Source organism: Ruegeria sp. AM4 (assembly GCF_056540665.1).
Genome location: NZ_JBQFXD010000005.1, coordinates 1 through 18,790 on the forward strand (window position 1 = coordinate 1; position 18,790 = coordinate 18,790).

Sequence of the window (18,790 nt, forward strand, 5' to 3'; positions counted from 1 at the left end):
ACACGTTACGACAAAACTGCTGAAAGCTTCCTCGGCTTCGTCGACATCACGTCAATCCGCATATGGCTCCGCTATTTGTCAACATGACCTAAGTCAGTCTGAACGCTATAGCCAGGAATTGTCAGCCGCCGGCCTGCGTAATGATCTGATTATCTTCCCCGGCATCAACCATTATACGATGACGCGCCTGTTAGCTCATCGACACAATCCTGTAATGAACTGGATCACCCGCAAGGATCTGATCTGAACGGTCAATCGCAGGTTCTGTTCTAGTTTGAATGTATACTACTGAGCCACTCGTCGTTGGCTGGCAGCTACTGCGAGCACTGATGTCACTGTGCCCTTAAATGCTGGACGCTGGCTTCAGAAATTTGAGCAAAATCAGTCCTAAATTGTGCCCTTAATTTCCGGACTGTGCCCTTAATTCCAAGACCACGTATTCTGGGGATAAGTTGTGTGTCAGACAGAGGTAAACAGGTATAGCGGCTCATTGGACCCTTGACCGAATGTATGTGAGGTCGCTGGTTGGTGACCTGTGGATATCCGAGAATTAAGGGCACAAAAACGAGGCAAAAACACCGCAATTTGTCAGCGTCCAGCAATTAAGGGCACAATGACAGCCGACGTCGCGCGCAGGCGAAAGGGACCGTGCGACCGATCCTGGAGAATGGACGAGACTTACATCAAGGTAAAAGGAGCGCGGGTTTATCTCTATCGCGCTGTCGACAAGTGCGGTAAGACGCTTGATTTCATGCTTTCGCAGCGTCGAAACAAGCCCGCCGACACCAAATTCTTCGCCCGGATGCTGGAAGTCAACGGCCTTCCACGAAAGATCGTCATCGATAAAAGCGGTGCGAACACATCCGGCATCAAAGTCATCAACAAGATGCTGAAAGGCTTTGGCTAGTGTGGGTATTCTGGATACGATGCGTTTTATCTCATGAGGGATTGAATGCGCTATATTCTGTTGCAAATAGTACTGCTTGTTGCTTTTGCGGGCGCGCTTCATGCGGATAAGCGCGATTATATCCAGCTTGCCCAGCAAGGATGGGGATATGAATTGCGCTCAGCCATGTTGGGGCGCGACTTGGCAATACCGGTTCATATAAACGGGCGCGATCTGGTCGGCGCAGCGCTATGCGTGGTTGGCGAAAAGCCGCATCCTCAGACTCTGGCGGTTTTGAATACCTTTCGAGAGTTGCTGAAACACAGTTTCGGGCACCCGACGCCCATGCGGTATGCTGGTCCTTCGGCACGGGACTGTGGAACTGGCAGAACCGTGGTCTTGCGGCTGTATTCCGGATACCCTCCCAACCGCGATCTGTCAGCGGATATCAACTGGCTCAGTGAAGTACATCAGCTTGGGCTGCCGGAGGGTCGCGCCTATTTGGTAACGTCTCCGGCGATGGCGCAGACATTCTTTGGTCGTCGGGGGCAGGGGACCCATATTGTGGTCAAGCAACCAGCCCATGATCGCCCTGGAAAGCTTGAGAAAGACTTTCACAAATCGATCCTGTTGGAAGAGCTGTTTCAGTCCTTCACATTTGGTATGGACATCTTGCTTATCGACAAGTCAGCAGGGTTCTTGTCCAAGCTGCAGGAAACACCGGTGAACCTGCAACGACTGCCGTGGAGCTCGCACGATTTTATGCGCGCTCTGTTGAATTCGAACCCGAGCGGCCTTTGCGCGTTTGATATCTTCATGATGCATGCTGTTGCGCAATCTCCTGTGGATCAAACCATTGATCCAGGCTTTATCGACTACATCGATCGCCAATATGATCGGCTTTGGGCCCAGACCGATGAAACATTGGCTGATCCACAATTTGCGGCCCTGATCGACGAAGGCTGCACAACATCAGTCAGCGTGCCCAGGTAATACCATCTGCTGTGTTTTGCTAGCTGGGTGACTCCGGGTAGCCTGATCGCAGGGATTGCGCCCTCGGGGTCTATGGGAGGACATATGGACACAAGGCCTAAAAATCCGCCGCGCGCGATTGCTGGATTGACGGGATATTTGTCGCAGGGGCTTGTTGGGCACGAGCATCTGGTGGAATCCCTTCTGATCGCATTGCTTGAGGGCGGTCATCTTCTTGTCGAAGGCCCGCCCGGGCTGGCAAAAACGCGCGCGGTCAAATGGCTGTCGAACGCTGTCGAGGGCAGTTTTGCCCGAATTCAGTGCACGCCCGATTTGATGCCTTCTGACGTGACAGGAACGCCGGTGTACCAGCCGCAGGAAGGGCGCTTTGAATTTGTTCCGGGGCCTGTGTTTCACACACTGGTGCTGGTTGATGAGATCAACCGTGCGCCACCGAAGGTGCAGTCTGCCCTGCTGGAATCCATGGCAGAGCATCAGGTAACGGTTGGCAACGAAACGCACGTTCTGCCTGATCCTTTTTTGGTAATTGCCACCCAGAATCCGATTGAACATGACGGAACGTTCCCTTTGCCCGAAGCACAGCTGGACAGGTTTTTGTTGCACGTCGTGCTGACCCTGCCGGATCTGGAAACCGAGCGTCAGATCCTTGATCTGGTCATTGCCGAAACGCAGGATGGGCCGCCAGAAGTTCAGCAGATGACGCTTGCGGAATTGCAGTCTGCGCGCGCCGAAGCGCAAGCTGTGCACGTAGCACCGGAATTACGGGACTACATCGTGCGTCTCGTGACCGCGACTCGCGAAGGTCCGTTTGCCGAGCAAATTGAACACGCGGTCTCACCCCGCGGATCGTTGGCCCTAGCCTCGGCATCGCGTGCGCGCGCCTATTTGCGCGGTCGCGATTTCGCCTTGCCCGAGGATGTGGCCGCTGTTGCGCCCGATGCGCTGGCTCATCGAATGGTGCTGACATGGAGGGCCATCGCAGACGGAAAAAAGCCACGCGAACTGGTGGCGGACATTCTGAATGCTGTCGAGCCGCTGTGACGGGTGTGTTGGATCATGCGGGTGTGAGGCTGACAACGGATGCCTTGATCGCCTTGCGACAAATCGCTTTGAGCGAACACAAGAACCCCGCAGTGGCGGCTTTGCCGGGTGGTTTCCTGACCCGAAAGCGTGGGCAGGGTATCGAGGTTGCGGATATGCGCGAATATGTGGCGGGGGATGACATTCGTCATCTGGATCGCGGAACAACCGCCCGCACCGGGTGCCTGCATATCCGTCAGTTTCAAGAGGAACGGGATCGTGTCGCCCTGTTGGTTGCCGATTTCCGCGCACCGATGTTTTGGGGGTTGCAGCGGGCGTTTCTCTCTGTTGCTGCCGCCGAGGCTCTGGCCTTGATCGGATGGCATATGGTTGAAAGCGGCGGGCGTGTGGGCTTGCTGGCGATTTCGATCGATACATCTGTGATAGTCCCGCCGCGGGGCAAGACACGCGGGATGCTGGATGTGATCGGCGGTTTGGTTCAGGCCCATTCGCGCAGTCTGAACGCCTTGCAGAACGGTGAGGATGAGGGGTGGACGCTGAAGCAGTCGCTTACTGGTATTGAAAAGCTGACGCCCACAGGGTCCGAGATCATTATCGCGTCTGGCTTTGATCATCAGGGTGATGGGTATTCTGATCTGCTGGATCGGCTTGATCATCGTCGAAACCCGCGCCTGGTCCTTGTGACTGAAAGCAAAACACATGAGATGCCAAGCGGCTGTTATCCGATCCGCCTGTCAGATGGGCAACAAAGGCGCGTTTATCTTGGTAAGACAGCGACTGATGATGCGCTGATTTATCAGAAGGTTGCTGCGCATACAGCGCTTGTTGTGAACGCCAGCGACCCGGTTGAGGCAACCTCTCGCCGCATTTCGTCGGCCTTTGCGGCAAGATACGTCCCATGAGTGAGAAGGCCCTCACTGAGGCCACAATGCTGGCGAGTCTGCGGGACATCCACTTACCCGCCGAGGCTGTGGGCGGGGTGTTTGCCGAATATGCAGTTGTCTTCGGGATCGCAGCGTTGGCGTCGGTAGGTTGCGTTGCCATCCTGCGGTTTCTGAGTATCAAGGTCACCGCAAACAAACCGTTGGAAACGCCCGAACAATTTTCAGATCAACCCGGTTGGTCTGCGGGTCGGCGCAAGGTGGCGCTTTTACATAGGCTGCGCGCTCAGAACCCGACGCGTTATGCTGAACTCAGGGGTGAGCTTTACAAACCTGGCGGAGGACCCGATCTGGAGACTCTTCAAGATGAGGTAGCAGGCGGTGTTTGAGCTTGCTGATCCCTGGGCTTTGCTTCTGTTGCTGTTGCCTCTGGTGATGGTTCGTCTGATCAAACCACGGCCAGTATTTGAACGCGGGTTTCCCGTTCCGGATCGCATTGGCGGGATGCTGTTAGCGGCAAGTCCTCAGGTTGACGCCGCGAACCATCGCTTGGCGGATCGCCTCATCTTGTGGGCCATTTGGGCGCTGACTGTCTTTGCCTTGTCCGGTCCGCGTGAGCTGCAGCCAGTCAGTGCGTTGAAAGTTTCCGGGCGGGATCTTGCGATTGTTTTGGATCTTTCTGGTTCGATGGTGCGGGATGATTTTCATCTCGATGGGCGCCAGATCACCCGGCTGGAGGCAGTGACAAGCGTTGGGTCCGAGTTCGCCCGACGCCGCGCTGGCGACCGGGTGGCTTTGATTGTGTTCGGCTCTGAAGCCTATTTCGCCACGCCTTTCACATTCGACACCGAGGCTGTTGCGCGACGGATCGAAGAGGCCACGATAGGCATATCGGGTCGTGCAACCAACATATCCGATGGCCTGGGCCTCGCGTTGAAGCGGCTCGCTGACAGTCAGGCAGCATCGCGCGTTGTGATCCTGTTATCGGACGGGGTGAACAACGCGGGGGCCACGAACCCCCGGGGCGTCGCAGAACTGGCTGCTGAAATGGGCGTGCGGGTTCACACAATTGCGCTTGGCCCGAAAGACCTGAAAAGCGCTGAGGTCGGTGAACGCGGAGTGGTTGATGCGGCGACTTTGCGCGCGATTGCCGAGGTATCGGGCGGTGAGCCTTTTCGCGTCAAAACCACCGATGATCTGATCGACGTGACGCAAGCGCTAGATCGGTTGGAAGCGACGGACAGCGCGGGCCTAACGGCTGAGGTCCACAAATCCTTTTGGATATGGCCCGCAGCAATGGCAGCGGCACTCGCCCTGATCGCGGCATGGAGGCAGGCGGAATGAGTGAATTTGACGTCACTCTGCTCAGGCCGTTTTGGGGGCTTTCCGTGTTCTTCCTATGCGCGATGGGCTGGTGGGTAATATCCCGCACCGGTGGGTTTGGTGCTTGGGACAGAGTTACCGACCCTCAGCTTATGAAAGCGATGGCGGCGATTGGCAGGATCGAAGGCGGTTCGTTCCCGCTCACGCCGTTCGCTTTATTGCTGACCAGCGGGATCGTTGCCATTGCGCTTACGGGCCCGGCGATCGAACGGCGCGACGCGCAAACCTATCGCAATCTGGATGGCGTGCTGTTCCTTGTAGATGCTTCAGACAGCGTTGTGGATGACAGCCGCTGGCCACAAATGCTGAGTATGGGGCGTTTTGGCATCAGCGCACTTGGATCCCGGCCCGGCGGTATCATTGTATTTGCAGGTGATGCCTATGTCGCAACGGACATGACGACGGATCACCGCCAATTGGGACAAACATTCTCTCTCATCGACAGAGAAACCGTTCCCGACAAAGGGTCTCGTCCTGAACGGGCACTCGCACTGGCGCTCCGACGGATTGAAGAAGCCGGGATTTTGGCCGGGGACGTGGTGATATTCACGGACGGAGCCGGATTGGGCTCACTCTCGCTGCAACAGGTCGCGTCTCTTGTGTCACGCGGTGCGCGCGTGTCTTTGGTGTCGCTACAGTCTCCGACGGCGCAAACGCAAACGCATGCCGGTGTCGGCGGTGGTGCCGTGTTTACGTTGGATCAGACGGATGATCTGGCCCTTTGGTTGGCCGATGATGCCGCAACTCGGTTGGAACGCGCAGACTATCCGGTGTTGTTCTGGCACGATCTGGGGCGGTATCTGTTGATATTCGCATTGCTCCCGCTCTTGTTGTTGTTTTGGAGGGAACGCGCATGAGATGGCTTGCGGTCGCGGGTGTTGCATGTATCGTTCTTGCCCTTGCTTTGGGCGGTGCCGCCCCCTTTGGGCGCGTTGCCTTGGCGATTGGCCTATATCCGTTGGCGGCAAACCTGTTATCTGACCCCAACTGGCAAGGTGTCGCCCTATACCGTTCCGGAGACTTCGACGAAGCCGCCGAAGCGTTCAAAAGCGCCGGAAACAACTACAATCTCGGCAATGCCGAGGCCCGGAACGGTAAATTGGCCGCAGCGTTAGAGGCTTACGATCAGGCCATTGCCAAAGGTAACCCGGATGCTCAGGCAAATTTCGATGTGCTGGCCGCCTATTATGCGGGGCAGCAGATCGAGCCAGAGGCGCTGGGCCTTTTCCCGAAACGCAAGTCTGGTCCCAAAGCTGAAAGCTTTGTGGCCCGTGGAAATGCGCGCGCGGCGGGAACGGGCAGTGAGGTCACGAATTCGAACACGATGCTGGGACTGGCGGAATTGGACAGCCGCGGGCGACTGGGCGTGCGGCGCATCTTTGATGACAAGTTTATGGTTGCTGACCAACGATGGCTCAAACAGCTTTCCGATGTTCCGGGTGAGTTCATGGCGGCCCGTATCGCGCAGGAACATAAGCGCAGGTTGAAGCTGGGTCTTTCCCCTCCTGAAGCGGAGAGCCCGGAATGAAGTGGTTGGTTTTACTACTCATCGCTCTCCCAGTTCCAGCGCTGGCGCAGTCAAAGACCGTGCTGCCATCTGAGGCGTCTTTAGAGGTTACCATTGAAGACAGCGGCTCTGTTCCCTTCACCCGGGAGATGGTGCTTTTGACGATCCGGGGTGTTTACCGCCGGCACATCACTCGTGAGGAACTTGTCCAACCCGATTTTGAAGGGTTTAGCTGGGCACAGCTTGGGCCGGACAGTTGGTCGGAAGAAAGGATCAATGGTCGGAAGTTCAAAGTGTTTACCCGGCGCATGGCAATCTATCCGGTCGAGGCGGGCGAGCTTGAGATTGGTCCATTCGTTCACCGGTTGACGCTGACTGACGAAAATGACGACTGGTTTGAACATGAGATTCAATCGGAACCGCTGTCCCTTCAGGTCGCTGAAGCCCCGGCCACGAAGGATTGGTGGTTTCCGGTGCGCAAGTTGCAAATCTCGGACCAGTGGTCGAATGCACCAGATCAACTTGCCCCGGGCGAGGGTGTCTTGCGTGTCATCCGGCTGGAGGCTTTGGGTGCAACCCCCGAGATGATCCCGCCGATGCCAGAGTTAACCTCACCTTCGGCTTTGATCTTCGCGCATCCTGAGAAACGTCTAGTCGAATTGACCCCGGAGGGGCCAGTAACCTATGCATTCTGGCGCTGGACCATTCGCCCGTCTAACGATACGTCTGGCATTGTTGAACCCCTGCAATTCAGCTATTTCGACACCTTCGCGCACGAAGCTCGCGAGGTCACGATTTCACCACAACGCATTGCATACGGCACAGTCACCGGAGCGGTGCCCACTGACGGCCCCGAGGAGGTAGCGCCACCTGTGACGTTGCTGAATTGGCCAACTTTCGCAATCGCCGCTGTCGTTTTTCTGGCTGGTCTGGTTTTAGGCATGTCTGGGCATAAAGTGGCCGCTTCAAAGGCATTGCAGCGTATTAGGGTTTTCGATCCTCTAGTTCGTGATATACGGGGTTGCGCCAAGGCCGGTCGCGCAAACGGGCTGCGACAAGCTGCTGTTGCGATCTTACGTCGGGACGGACCCTCATCCGGGCGCCTAGAACAAATTCGAGACTTTGACAGGCAGGTGTTCGATCCCAAGGTAGCGGCACCTGATTTGAATGAATTTGTCAGAAAATTCCTCAAAAATTAGACCCTCCGAGTTATCAAGCTTTTGTTATCTATGGAATCTTTTGGACGTATCAAAATGAAACAGTTGAACTGATCAAGAAATGATGTACTTTTCCCATTGGAGGAGAGGCCATGCAAACTGCGGGATGCCCTGAACCGTTGGACCGAGTGTCCAGCGTGCTTATTGTTGATGATCATCCGCTGTTTAGCGACGCACTAGCTGCGGCGTTGCAACTGAGTTTCGAGAATTGCCGGATTGAAAAAGCCAGCACGCTCGCACAATCATTTGAGATACTTGGCGAGGGCTTCAAACCTGACCTGATCATGTTTGACCTTAAATTGCCAGACGTCACAGGGATCTCGGGTTTTCAACAGTTCCGACAGCGTTGTCCGAAGGTGCCGGTTCTGGTTATCTCCTCTCTTGCATCCGCAGAGCTTGTGCGATCTTTGCTGGATCACGGTGCGATGGGGTTTCTTCCCAAAGATACGCCTGTGCAAACGCTCAAGATCGCGATTCAGGAAGTCGCTTCTGGCCGTAGGTATGTGCCGGTCGAATACAGCCGAGTTGAAGAGGCGAAGCCAGTAGAGAGCATTGTCTATCAATCCAGCCCTGAGCTTTCATCACTGACGCCGCAACAGGTCAAAATCCTGAAACTTATTTGCGTGGGCCAATCCAACAAACAGATCGCATATGAGTTGTCGCTGGCTGAGGCGACGGTCAAAGCGCATATCACCGCTTTGTTGCGCCGTCTTGGAGTGCGCAACCGGACCCAAGCGGCTGTTCTGGTCGATTCGGTTGTCGCCCGTCAGTCGCGACATGAGCCGGAGGTTAAATCCTTTCTTCAACACTAGGGGGCGCAAATGCGGGATCTGGAGCACGGACCGAATTTCATTGCTATTGGCCGTTCCGCAAACTCGGACCCAAAAACCGCTGTTGAAGAAGCCTGTGCGGAATTGGATTGTCACTTATCTTGCTTCGTCCTGGCCTTTATTCCCAGCAATCTTGATCCGGCGGAAGTGTCGCGATGCCTAAACTGGAGACTCGCGGGTGTTCCAGTTTTCGGCTGCACCACCGCGGGGCAAATAACGCGATCAGGTTATGAATCGGATGCGTTATTGCTGCTGGCCTTCCCGAAGTCCAACTTTCGATGCTCGTCCATTTTGTTCGAAGAACTCAGACCGCTGGATTCGACTGAAATCGCAGCTACCGCACAGCGTCAGGCCGAAAGATTCCGTCATACGGCAGGATGGAACAGGCTGGCTCTGGTGTTCACCGATGGATTGTCCAAGCAAGAAGATTTGCTAGTCTCCACTCTGGAAACCGTTCTGGATGGATTGCCGATTTTTGGTGGCTCAGCCGGGGATGGCCTTCAATATGAAGAGACGTTTGTTTTTCACTGCGGCAGGGCACATAGCAATGCGGCCGTCCTGTTGTTGATCGAAACCAACCTTGGCTTTCAAGGCATCGGGTTTGATCATTTCCTACCTATCGGGTCAGAGGTCATCATCACCGACGCCAATCCGGAAGAGCGTGTAGTCTATGAGATAAATGGAGCCCCGGCAGCGCAGGAATACGCGAGGTTGGTCGGTTGTGCGGCCGAGGAACTTTCACCGCTGGTGTTTGCAGAAAACCCCCTGCTTCTGAGGCAAAATTTGAATTACTACGTACGCGCCATTCGCGAACCGATGGAGGGCGGATCCTTATCCTTTCTCGCGGCGATCGATGACGGCCTTATCATGACTTTAGGACGCGGGAAGGAGATCATCGAAACGCTCAAGGCCGGGCTGGATGTGCGCGACAACACCGGAACGGCACCTGATTTTATCCTCGGGTTCGATTGTATTCTGCGCAAGCTGGAAATCGAACAGAAGCAGTTGAGCAAACAAGTCTCAGACGTTTTGCAATCCCATCGGGTGGTTGGTTTCAACACATACGGAGAGCAGCAATCCGGTGTACACATGAATCAGACCTTTGTGGGGGTCGCCTTCTTTGAACCAGAGAAGCGAGACCTGAGCTGACTATGCTTAATCCAGACGATCCGCTCGAGATTCAGGTCTCGAAACAAGCCAAGATCATTGATGCGCTGATGCGGCGCGCCAATCGCCAAAAGGATGTTGGGCCGTCAGCCTTTCAGGCATTCCAGTCGGCCATCGAGTTGCAGCAGCAGGTGATGGAGCAGAGCCGTGATCTGGAACGCGCAACCACCGAGCTTGAAAGCGCCAGATACGAACGCGAACAAACACGAAAGAGCCTCGTCAAAGCACTATCGTCCATGGAAGAAGGGTTCGCGCTGTTTACTGATGGTGAGTTGAATCTGTGTAACGAGCTTTTTCAGGCGATCTTCCCGGATATGTCGGACATCGTCGGGCCGGGTCTCAGTCTGGGCCGGTTCTTTCTATTGGTACAGAGCAGCCGCGAATTCGTGTCGTCTGATCACGGTATCTCGAACATGTTGGATACACTGGAACGCAATTGCCATACGGGTATGGTGTCAAGCGACGTGATCGAATTGCGCGACGACCGTTGGTACCAACTCAGCGCTCAGTACACGTCGGTACAGAATGTGGTCATACTTCTCACTGATATCACGTCGGTTGTTCGTCGGAACCGCGATGAGAAAGAGACTCTGATCGACCGGCAGGAAGACTACCTTCAGGCGGTTTTTCAAAACATGAGCTCTGGCGTCTGCACTTTCTCGTCAGAGTCCCAGATCATGATGCACAATGCGCGGTTTCGGGAGATTCTGAACCTGCCGCTCTCCTTTTTGCAGGGAAATGTACCTGTGAAAACGCTTCTGGATCTGATGCGGCAGCGCGGGCTGATCAAGGCCGAAGATGAACGCAGGATCGGTAAATGGCAGCACGAGTTGAAAAATCGGGGTTGGCTGCGCAAACGAGTGCGCGATGGATCGGACCGCGTTCTGGACATACAAGTCAACCAGCTGCCGGATGGTGGTTTTCTCGTCGAACTCAAAGACGTGACACTTGAAGCCCGTGCAACCGAAACTCTGGAAAACCGGGTCATGGAACGCACGGCCGAGTTAACCCATGCAAACGCCAAGCTGGTTAAGGAATACGACGAAAAAGCGCGGGTGGAAGAGGCGTTGCGCGTCGCCAAGGAACGGGCCGAAGCTGCGGTATCCTCCAAAACACGATTCCTTGCCGCAGCGAGCCACGACTTGCTGCAACCGATCAATGCGGCAAAGCTGATGATTTCCACTTTGTTGGAAATCACGCGTGAGTCCGATCTTCACGAGATGATGGAACGGCTGGACGGTGCATTCGGCTCTGCCGAACAATTATTGCATTCATTGCTGGATATCTCAAAGCTCGAAACGGCTGATCCACGCACGGTCTCACCTACTGATGTCAGTCTTGCGTCGATGATTGCGGGGATACAGGGCGATCAAACGTTGGTTGCCGAAAACAAGAACGTGAGACTTGACGTTGTTCCGTGCTCGGAAATCGTCAACTCTGACCCGGTCTATCTTTTACGCTCGATCCAGAACCTCGTAGTGAATGCCATCCAATATACCGAATCCGGAGGCCGGGTTCTGGTGGGCTGTCGCAGACGTGGTGACAAGGTCATCTTACAAGTCTGGGACACTGGCATTGGAATTGCGCTCAAAGATCAGGAACGTGTTTTCGAAGAATTTACACGGGCGGAAAACGTGCCATTGGGTTCCGGCATGGGATTGGGATTGTCAGTGGTGGACCGCGCCTGCCGACTTCTGGGTCATAAGCTGTCGCTGCGATCAAAACCTGGGATTGGATCGGTGTTTAGCATCGAAATGGACAGGGTTGAAGCAGGGCAAACTGTCGTTGAACCCCTGGATCTTATTGCAAACACGAGCGATGTACCGCTCGATTTCATTGTTTTAGTGATCGAAAACGACCGTGATGTATTGTTCGGCACTACGCAGTGGCTGGAACAAAACGGAGCAAGCGTTCTACCGGCTCAGTCACCGCAGGAAGCCATGCAATTCATAAGAGATTTCGGAATGCCGCCTGATATCATTCTGGCCGACTATCAACTGGATGATGGTGAAACCGGAGTGAATGCAGTTCGTCAGATACGCGAGATGACGCAGACCCAGATTCCGGCGATCTTGATCACTGCGGATCGCAGTGAAACCTTGCGCAAAGACGGGCTGCGTCTTGAGATTACTGTCATGACAAAACCGGTCAAACTACCTCGGCTCCGGTCTTTGATCATATGGAAGATTCAGCGCGCCGTCTTTACCAAGACGCTCGACACCGACAAAAGTCGGCGGTGACATGAGCCGACAAGCCCATACTCTCATCTATGGGAGGACAAGATCATGAGAATGTTTCTTTGCGGGCTGGCACTTTCGTTGTGGAGTTTGAATCCAGCCTCCGCGGCCTCGATTGACTCAGAACAGGCTTATGATTTGCTGTTCCAGGATGGCGTTCTGGACAGTATCGCAAGGGACAAGGAGCTGCTATACCAGCGCACCGTCACAAACCTGCTTCGGGCCGATACAGCCGAGCGGGACACCGGCGATATCGCGCTCAGCTTCGCGTACGATGGAACTGAAATGGCGCATCTGGAGTTTCGCCAAAATGACAAACACCGCGCCATGGGAGTCTTTCCGGCCAGTGTCGGGAATCCGATGATCATGGTATTTTATGAAAGTGCCATCCGGGACATGGCTGAGTCCGCCGGAGGCAGCCCGTTCTACATCCGAAACCGCGTCAAAGACGCGCTGGTTCAACCTGCCGAGATTATCAAGGGTGAGGCGTTGCTCGATGGCAAAACCATCCCTGTACAGACCATCCTCATGCGGCCCTTTGCCGAGGATCCGAACCGGGACCGCATGCAAGGGTTCGGAGATCTTACCCTCAGCGTCACGGTGTCAGAGGAGGTTCCGGGATGGTATCTGCGCCTGGTTGCTGAAGCTGGGCCCCAAGGCGAGGGCGCGGCAGTTTATCGATCGGAGATACAGTTTGAAGGCGTGCAGGAGGGACGAGAATGAATGCCTCGGACCATAAATGGAGACGTAACCGGATGATCTATATCATCTTAGTTGCGGCTTTCCTGGTTGTACCGATCACAGTGTCAGCACAAAGCGTCGCCGACCGGCTCAACGATTACCCGACCGCAGCGCGCGCGGATTACGTGTTCGCATGTATGGTGACCAACGGCCAGACCCGCGAGATGCTGGACCGGTGTTCGTGCTCGATTGATCTGATCGCTTCGATATTGCCCTATGAACGATACGAACAGGCGGAAACCGTACTGTCGATGCGCCGGGTCGGGGGTGAGAGAATGGCGTTTTTCAAAAGCGCGGTTCTGGCTGATAACATGGTAGCTGATCTGCGCCGCGCACAGGCCGAAGCTGAAATTGTCTGTTTCTGAGCTGAACGCGAACCCGCCCGTTAGCTGGCAGCAGCCTTGGGCAGGTCTTTCTCAAACGTATTGCCCTCGGTATCTGTGGCCTTGACCGTCAACATGGTCGTGCCGTTGTCGTTATAGGCAAACCGGAAAGCAGGGTTTTCCGAGATCGAGATGCCGCCGTCCATGGTGAATAACAACTCTTCGCCCTGCCAAACTTCGATATGGTCGATGAAGTGCGCCGGAATGAACAGTTGCGTGACCTGATCGCGCTGCAGACCGGAATAGTTCGGGTGCCGGATCATGATTTGAGCTTCGCGGCGCGGTGTCGATACCTGTGCTTCTTGCCCAAAACTGCGCAGTTTCATCTTGCCCATCGACGCCAAAGCGACCTCTGGATCTTTGCTGGCCGGAGCAGAGCAGCCGCCAGAGGCTTTGACAAACCGGCCAGTCATGTGAAGCCCATCGGGCGTTTCGGCAATCACGCGGATATTCGAGTATTGGTTCACGCGGACCCGCATTTCGAAATCCAATTCACCCATGGCCGGTGAAAAGGTAAAGACACCAGCGATTGGGGCCGGGTTTTCGTCTATCACCACAGTAGCAGTGGATATCTTCGCATTGGGATCAAGTTGTTTCAAAACGATGGGCACCGTTGCTGCATCATGCGCCCGGTAGGGTGCGTCCAGCGAAAGCAATGTGTCCGCGTTCCCGATCTGGGCGTCTCCCACCACGTCATATTGCAGGTCCTGCCATGTTTCGCTGTCGACAAGCGGATTCTTGACCGGCTGATCCGCCCATGCGGGCAAGGATAGCGCAAATGAAAGGATCGCTGCGGGTGCAAGTGCTCTGGCCATGTTGTCTCCTCCGGCAACCGGTGCAGCAGAATATGCCATAAAACCCCAGCAAAATATATGCCGACGAAAGGCGGTGTGGTTCCGGCAGCAATCTGTGCCAAGGTTCACAGCGGAGGTTTCCCATGTTCGAAGCTGTGATTTTAGTGTGCGCACAGACCGCGACCGAGCTCTGCAGAGAGCAGCTTTTGCCGGGCTACGAAGCTGAATATCAGGTCGATTGCGAACAGGGACTAAAGGTCTCACCCCCGCTGCTTACCGATGGGCACAGCGGAGAACCCTTTTGCCAACCTGCTGGCCAGAAACTGAACTTTGACGAAGTTGCGCCGGGCCTTTTCGTGCATCTCGGTTTGATAGAAGAGCCCCAAGCGGGCAATCTGGGGGACATATCGAATATCGGATTTGTCATCGGCCAAGACAGTGTTGCGGTGATCGACACGGGAACTGCTCCCTGGATGGGAGAGGCCATCTGGCGCGCCGTTCGGGCGGTAACAGACAAACCTGTCAGTCACGTAATTTTGACACACATGCATCCCGATCACACGCTCGGGACCGCACCTTTGACCCTTACGGGGGCAAAGGTTGTTGGTCATGCGGGATTAGAAAGAGCGCTGCTGGACCGTCTGGGCAACTACGTCGAAAGCCTGAGCGCTGTTCTTGGTCCCGAGGCCTATCTGGGTGTTAGGCCAATTGTCGTCGATATCGAGGTCGAAACCGAGGAAGTGATTGATCTGGGTGGGCGTAAACTGATCCTGCGGGCCTGGCCCAGAGCGCACACAGGGAATGACCTGACAGTGATGGATGTTAACTCCGGTGTCATGTTCACGGGCGATCTGGTGTTTCATCGGCATACCCCGGCCTTGGATGGCGAGTTGATCGGTTGGCAGCGTGTTCTCAAAAAACTGACCGGGTTGGAGGTTACTCAAATCGTACCCGGCCATGGTGGTCCCCTCCTGGCCTGGCCGGAAGGTGCAGAGGATATGCTGCGCTATCTGGAAGTGCTGGAAACAGATACGCGCACAGCAATCGACAGCGGTCAGCGTCTGGGCGATGCAGTCGAAACGATCGCGCAAGAGGAAGCGGGACATTGGGAGTTGTTTGAAATCTACAATCCCCGCAATGCAACGGTCGCGTTTACCGAACTTGAATGGGAATAGTACATCAGCGAATGGCGCGATTCAGGTTTTTTGCAGCGTCCAGATTGGTCTGATCTGCACCTTTAATATCCGTTAACCGCGTTGCAGTTAGATCAGCATCCGTAAAATCAGCGCCTGACAATATAGCCCCGGTCAAATCCGCCCCGCCCAACGTGGCCATCGACATGTCCGCACCGGTGAAGTTCGCATTGGGCAGCTTGGCAAATTCCAGATCGGCGCGGGACATTTGCGCGTCGGTGAAATCTACGTCCGATCCACGAGCCGAAGTTAAGACGCCGCGCATTAGCCCCATGGACTGATTGCGCATATCAGCCGAGAAATCTGCCCCTCTGAACACTGCGCGGGTCAGGTTCGCCTTGGTGAAGTCAGCAGCCGTTCTGGCATTTGTGAAATCAGTGTCGCTCAGGTCTGCCTTGCTGAGCTGGGTTTGGAACAACTCGGCCCCAACAAGTGACGCGCCGGAAAGGTTTGCCCCGATCATCCAGGCCTGGCTCAGAATCGCACCGTCGAGAGTTGATCCGGACAAATCCGTGCCGTTCATTGACGCCGCCCTTAGTATCGCATTGCTGAGATCCAGTTCGGACAAGTCCAGATTGTTGAGCCAGACCCGGGTGAAATCGGCGGGTTGGTCGGCCATGGCGGTGTCCAACCGGGCGACAACATCGGCGCGGGTCATCTGCGTTTCGGTCATTTTAGGCAATGTCATGTCAACGCCACTGAGCGGTGACTGGCCAAGAGCGGATAGTGGCGCGAGAGCTAAGAAGATGATCATTAAGGGTCTCATGTATCCCTCCTGTGTTTTTGGCTGGCGCTTTACCCCTGATCTGACATCAACTGCTGCAGCATTTGCGAGATCGCAAACAAACGGCGCTCAATTATTTGAGGTGTTTCACAGAGATAGGTGATCGAGCGCTGACGGTCTGTATAGATCAACTGGTCCCAGTCCAGCTGCTCTTCAAGGGCATCGACGCGGTCATAATCCGGCGGGTCAGCAGACAGAGCTTGCTCCATTTCCACTCGGGCCAGATCAATTTTTTCGGCCATGTCGATCTGATTCAGTGAAAACTCTCCGATCCCGGTGATGATGCGCTTGCGTCGTTTCGACAAGGTGTCGAAGACACGCTGGAACACCAATCCTAATACTTCTGGATCCCCGTTGTAGCGCGCTGCAAACTCCGCGACTTGGGGTTTCAGGTCTTCCAGTTCGATCCGTCTCAGGGCCAGCAGTCCGACGATTTCGTCAATGTCGGCGCTGTTTTGTGTGGATTCACTCTCACTGATCTGGTGCGGCCACATAAGACCCAGCGACAGATCTTCGACTTTGCGTTGAATACACGGCCAGGTTGGGTCGGAAAAATCCGCTGCAATGCTTGGACCAGCCGTGCCGAGCCAAGCCAGTGCCATAACCATCAGCTTGCCGTTCGACATCATAGCTCTCCTCCACGCGGATATTATGCATGAAATCTGCGCCCTAAGTCCATTCAACCCAATACACACCATTGTCTTAATTGTTTGAACAAGGGGCTGGCCTTCATACTCGACCCAAGCTGCCGGTTTGAAAATGATTCCGGTGCAAGGGAGGACAGACAGAAATGAGAACACGCGCGGCGGTTGCTGTGGCGGCAGGCCAACCTTTGAAAATCATGGAGGTTGAACTGGATGGCCCGAAAGCAGGCGAAGTCCTGATCGAGGTGAAGGCGACCGGTCTATGTCATACGGACGAGTTTACCCGTTCGGGCGATGATCCCGAAGGGATATTTCCTGCAATCCTGGGCCATGAAGGCGCAGGAGTTGTTCTGGTGGTCGGGGAAGGTGTTACCAGCCTTGAGGTTGGGGACCATGTGATCCCGCTTTACACCCCCGAATGCCGCGAATGCGAATATTGCCTGAACCCCAAGACGAACCTGTGTCAAAAGGTGCGCGCGACGCAGGGCGCGGGTCTGTTGCCGGACGGTACGACCCGGTTCAGCATGTTGGATGGCACGCCGATCCATCATTACATGGGCTGTTCGACCTTCGCCAATCACACGGTGGTGCCAGAAATCGCGCTGGCCAAAGTGCGCAAGGACGCGCCGTTCGACAAAATTTGTTATATCGGCTGCGGTGTCACAACCGGGATCGGAGCCGTCATCAACACCGCCAAGGTCGAGATCGGATCGCGCGGCGTTGTGTTCGGTCTCGGCGGTATCGGCTTGAACGTAATCCAAGGTCTGCGCATGGCTGGTGCGGATCAAATCGTTGGCGTCGATCTGAACGTTGGCAAAGCCGAGATGGCAACGCATTTCGGTATGACCGATTTCGTTAACCCCTCGAAAGTCAACGGTGATCTGGTGGCACATCTGGTCGAACTGACCAGTGGTGGCGCGGATTACACCTTTGACGCCACGGGCAATGTTGGTGTGATGCGTACTGCTTTGGAATGCGCGCATAAAGGGTGGGGTGAAAGCATCATCATCGGCGTTGCACCCGCTGGTGCCGAAATATCGACTCGTCCCTTCCAGCTGGTCACCGGACGGTCGTGGCGCGGAACGGCGTTTGGCGGTGCCAAGGGGCGGACGGACGTACCGAAAATCGTCGATTGGTACATGGACGGCAAGATTGAGATCGATCCCATGATCACGCACAAGCTGACGCTTGATGAAATCAACCACGGTTTTGACCTGATGCACGAAGGCAAGTCGATTCGCGCGGTGGTGGAGTACTGACATGGATCTAAAGGTCATCTCACAAAATCGCAGTTTCGGAGGAGAGCAGACGGTCTATTCTCACCCCTCCGAGACATGCGATTGCGAGATGACGTTTGCCATCTACCTGCCGCCTCAGGCCAGATCCGGGCCGGTGCCAGTGCTGTGGTACTTGTCCGGTCTGACCTGTACCCACGAGAATGCGATGACCAAGGGCGGGTTTCAGGAGGCCGCAGCGGATTACGGCGTCGCTGTGGTGTTTCCTGACACCTCTCCGCGCGGCGACAACGTTGCGGATGACGACGCCTATGATCTGGGGCAGGGGGCAGGGTTCTATGTGAACGCTACTCGGGACCCGTGGCGGTCGCATTTCAGGATGTATGACTACATCGTCGACGAGTTGCGCGATATCGTATTGAAGAATTTCCCGATTCAGGATCGCCATGGAATCACAGGTCATTCCATGGGCGGTCACGGCGCGATTACGATCGCGATACGCAACGCTGACAAATTCGGCTCTCTCTCAGCATTCGCGCCGATTGCGCATCCGACACGCTCGGATTGGGGCCGAAAACAGCTAAGTAGCTATCTCGGGGATGACGAAAACACCTGGGTCGAGCATGACGCCACTCTGCTGCTTGAAGAACACGGATGGAAAGGTGACCTGCTGATCGATCAGGGTGCGGATGATCAGTTCCTTGATCTACTCAAACCCGAAGCTTTGGCCAACATGATGGCCAAGCGCCGACAGCCCGGTCAGATCAGAATTCAGGAAGGGTATGACCATTCATATTTCTTCGTGAACAGTTTTGCGCGCGACCATGTCGAATGGCACGCCGAACGTCTCAGCCAATGAAAAACGCAAGGAAAG

19 protein-coding genes and 2 pseudogenes are annotated in these 18,790 nt (G+C 55.2%); 18 read left to right on the forward strand and 3 right to left on the reverse strand.

Annotated features, from left to right (window positions below; all coding sequences use genetic code 11):
- The 15 genes and pseudogenes from ACR0JA_RS11200 to ACR0JA_RS11270 form a co-directional block, all read left to right on the forward strand.
- A pseudogene (locus ACR0JA_RS11200) lies at positions 1-87 on the forward strand (IS5/IS1182 family transposase); the annotation flags it as partial.
- Between the two features lie 532 nt (positions 88-619).
- A pseudogene (locus ACR0JA_RS11205) lies at positions 620-904 on the forward strand (DDE-type integrase/transposase/recombinase); the annotation flags it as partial.
- A gap of 48 nt (positions 905-952) precedes the next feature.
- Complete coding sequence (locus ACR0JA_RS11210) at positions 953-1,879, forward strand: hypothetical protein (protein WP_480574230.1); 927 nt, start codon at positions 953-955, stop codon at positions 1,877-1,879.
- Between the two features lie 84 nt (positions 1,880-1,963).
- A complete protein-coding gene (locus ACR0JA_RS11215; protein ID WP_480574233.1) occupies positions 1,964-2,920 on the forward strand; it encodes an AAA family ATPase in 957 nt (318 codons plus the stop codon).
- Positions 2,921-2,943: 23 nt separating this feature from the next.
- Positions 2,944-3,822, forward strand: coding sequence for a DUF58 domain-containing protein (locus ACR0JA_RS11220; protein ID WP_480574236.1), 879 nt, complete (start codon positions 2,944-2,946; stop codon positions 3,820-3,822).
- The gene (locus ACR0JA_RS11225; RefSeq protein ID WP_480574239.1) at positions 3,819-4,190 is read left to right on the forward strand and encodes a hypothetical protein; all 372 of its coding nucleotides are present in this window, start codon (positions 3,819-3,821) and stop codon (positions 4,188-4,190) included. The genes ACR0JA_RS11220 and ACR0JA_RS11225 overlap by 4 nt, the downstream gene beginning before the upstream one ends.
- Positions 4,183-5,145, forward strand: coding sequence for a VWA domain-containing protein (locus tag ACR0JA_RS11230; RefSeq protein ID WP_480574242.1), 963 nt, complete (start codon positions 4,183-4,185; stop codon positions 5,143-5,145). The genes ACR0JA_RS11225 and ACR0JA_RS11230 overlap by 8 nt, the downstream gene beginning before the upstream one ends.
- Positions 5,142-6,041, forward strand: coding sequence for a vWA domain-containing protein (locus tag ACR0JA_RS11235; RefSeq protein WP_480574245.1), 900 nt, complete (start codon positions 5,142-5,144; stop codon positions 6,039-6,041). The genes ACR0JA_RS11230 and ACR0JA_RS11235 overlap by 4 nt, the downstream gene beginning before the upstream one ends.
- On the forward strand, positions 6,038-6,712 hold the full coding sequence (locus ACR0JA_RS11240; protein WP_480574248.1) for a hypothetical protein: 675 nt from the start codon (positions 6,038-6,040) through the stop codon (positions 6,710-6,712). The genes ACR0JA_RS11235 and ACR0JA_RS11240 overlap by 4 nt, the downstream gene beginning before the upstream one ends.
- Positions 6,709-7,890 (forward strand): hypothetical protein, encoded by a 1,182-nt coding sequence (locus ACR0JA_RS11245; RefSeq protein ID WP_480574251.1) that lies wholly within the window; start codon positions 6,709-6,711, stop codon positions 7,888-7,890. Before ACR0JA_RS11240 ends, ACR0JA_RS11245 begins: the two co-directional genes overlap by 4 nt.
- 110 nt (positions 7,891-8,000) lie before the next feature.
- Entirely contained in the window at positions 8,001-8,720 is a 720-nt protein-coding gene (locus ACR0JA_RS11250) for a response regulator (RefSeq protein ID WP_480574253.1), read from the forward strand.
- A gap of 9 nt (positions 8,721-8,729) precedes the next feature.
- Positions 8,730-9,887: an FIST N-terminal domain-containing protein gene (locus ACR0JA_RS11255; protein WP_480574256.1), complete on the forward strand. Its 1,158-nt coding sequence runs from the start codon at positions 8,730-8,732 to the stop codon at positions 9,885-9,887.
- Between the two features lie 2 nt (positions 9,888-9,889).
- Positions 9,890-12,145: a hybrid sensor histidine kinase/response regulator gene (locus ACR0JA_RS11260; RefSeq protein WP_480574259.1), complete on the forward strand. Its 2,256-nt coding sequence runs from the start codon at positions 9,890-9,892 to the stop codon at positions 12,143-12,145.
- Positions 12,146-12,190: 45 nt separating this feature from the next.
- Positions 12,191-12,865, forward strand: a complete 675-nt coding sequence (locus ACR0JA_RS11265; protein WP_480574262.1) for a hypothetical protein — start codon at positions 12,191-12,193, stop codon at positions 12,863-12,865.
- Positions 12,866-12,897: 32 nt separating this feature from the next.
- Entirely contained in the window at positions 12,898-13,248 is a 351-nt protein-coding gene (locus ACR0JA_RS11270; protein WP_480575141.1) for a hypothetical protein, read from the forward strand.
- A gap of 20 nt (positions 13,249-13,268) precedes the next feature.
- Here the strand turns inward: ACR0JA_RS11270 and ACR0JA_RS11275 are convergent, their stop codons facing one another.
- Positions 13,269-14,081: a quinoprotein dehydrogenase-associated SoxYZ-like carrier gene (locus ACR0JA_RS11275; RefSeq protein ID WP_480574265.1), complete on the reverse strand. Its 813-nt coding sequence runs from the start codon at positions 14,079-14,081 to the stop codon at positions 13,269-13,271.
- 122 nt (positions 14,082-14,203) lie between these two features.
- Between ACR0JA_RS11275 and ACR0JA_RS11280 the strand changes: the two genes are divergently transcribed.
- The gene (locus tag ACR0JA_RS11280; RefSeq protein ID WP_480574268.1) at positions 14,204-15,235 is read left to right on the forward strand and encodes a quinoprotein relay system zinc metallohydrolase 2; all 1,032 of its coding nucleotides are present in this window, start codon (positions 14,204-14,206) and stop codon (positions 15,233-15,235) included.
- Between the two features lie 4 nt (positions 15,236-15,239).
- On the opposite strand, the gene ACR0JA_RS11285 is transcribed toward ACR0JA_RS11280, so the two are convergent.
- Positions 15,240-16,019 (reverse strand): pentapeptide repeat-containing protein, encoded by a 780-nt coding sequence (locus ACR0JA_RS11285; RefSeq protein ID WP_480574270.1) that lies wholly within the window; start codon positions 16,017-16,019, stop codon positions 15,240-15,242.
- Between the two features lie 29 nt (positions 16,020-16,048).
- The gene (locus ACR0JA_RS11290) at positions 16,049-16,663 is read right to left on the reverse strand and encodes a hypothetical protein (protein ID WP_480574273.1); all 615 of its coding nucleotides are present in this window, start codon (positions 16,661-16,663) and stop codon (positions 16,049-16,051) included.
- Between the two features lie 164 nt (positions 16,664-16,827).
- Here ACR0JA_RS11290 and ACR0JA_RS11295 point away from each other — a divergent pair, with 164 nt between their 5' ends.
- Both ACR0JA_RS11295 and fghA read left to right on the forward strand, forming a co-directional pair.
- Positions 16,828-17,940, forward strand: a complete 1,113-nt coding sequence (locus tag ACR0JA_RS11295) for an S-(hydroxymethyl)glutathione dehydrogenase/class III alcohol dehydrogenase (RefSeq protein WP_480574276.1) — start codon at positions 16,828-16,830, stop codon at positions 17,938-17,940.
- 1 nt (position 17,941) lies between these two features.
- Positions 17,942-18,775: an S-formylglutathione hydrolase gene (gene fghA / locus ACR0JA_RS11300; RefSeq protein WP_480574279.1), complete on the forward strand. Its 834-nt coding sequence runs from the start codon at positions 17,942-17,944 to the stop codon at positions 18,773-18,775.
- Positions 18,776-18,790 lie beyond the last annotated feature (15 nt).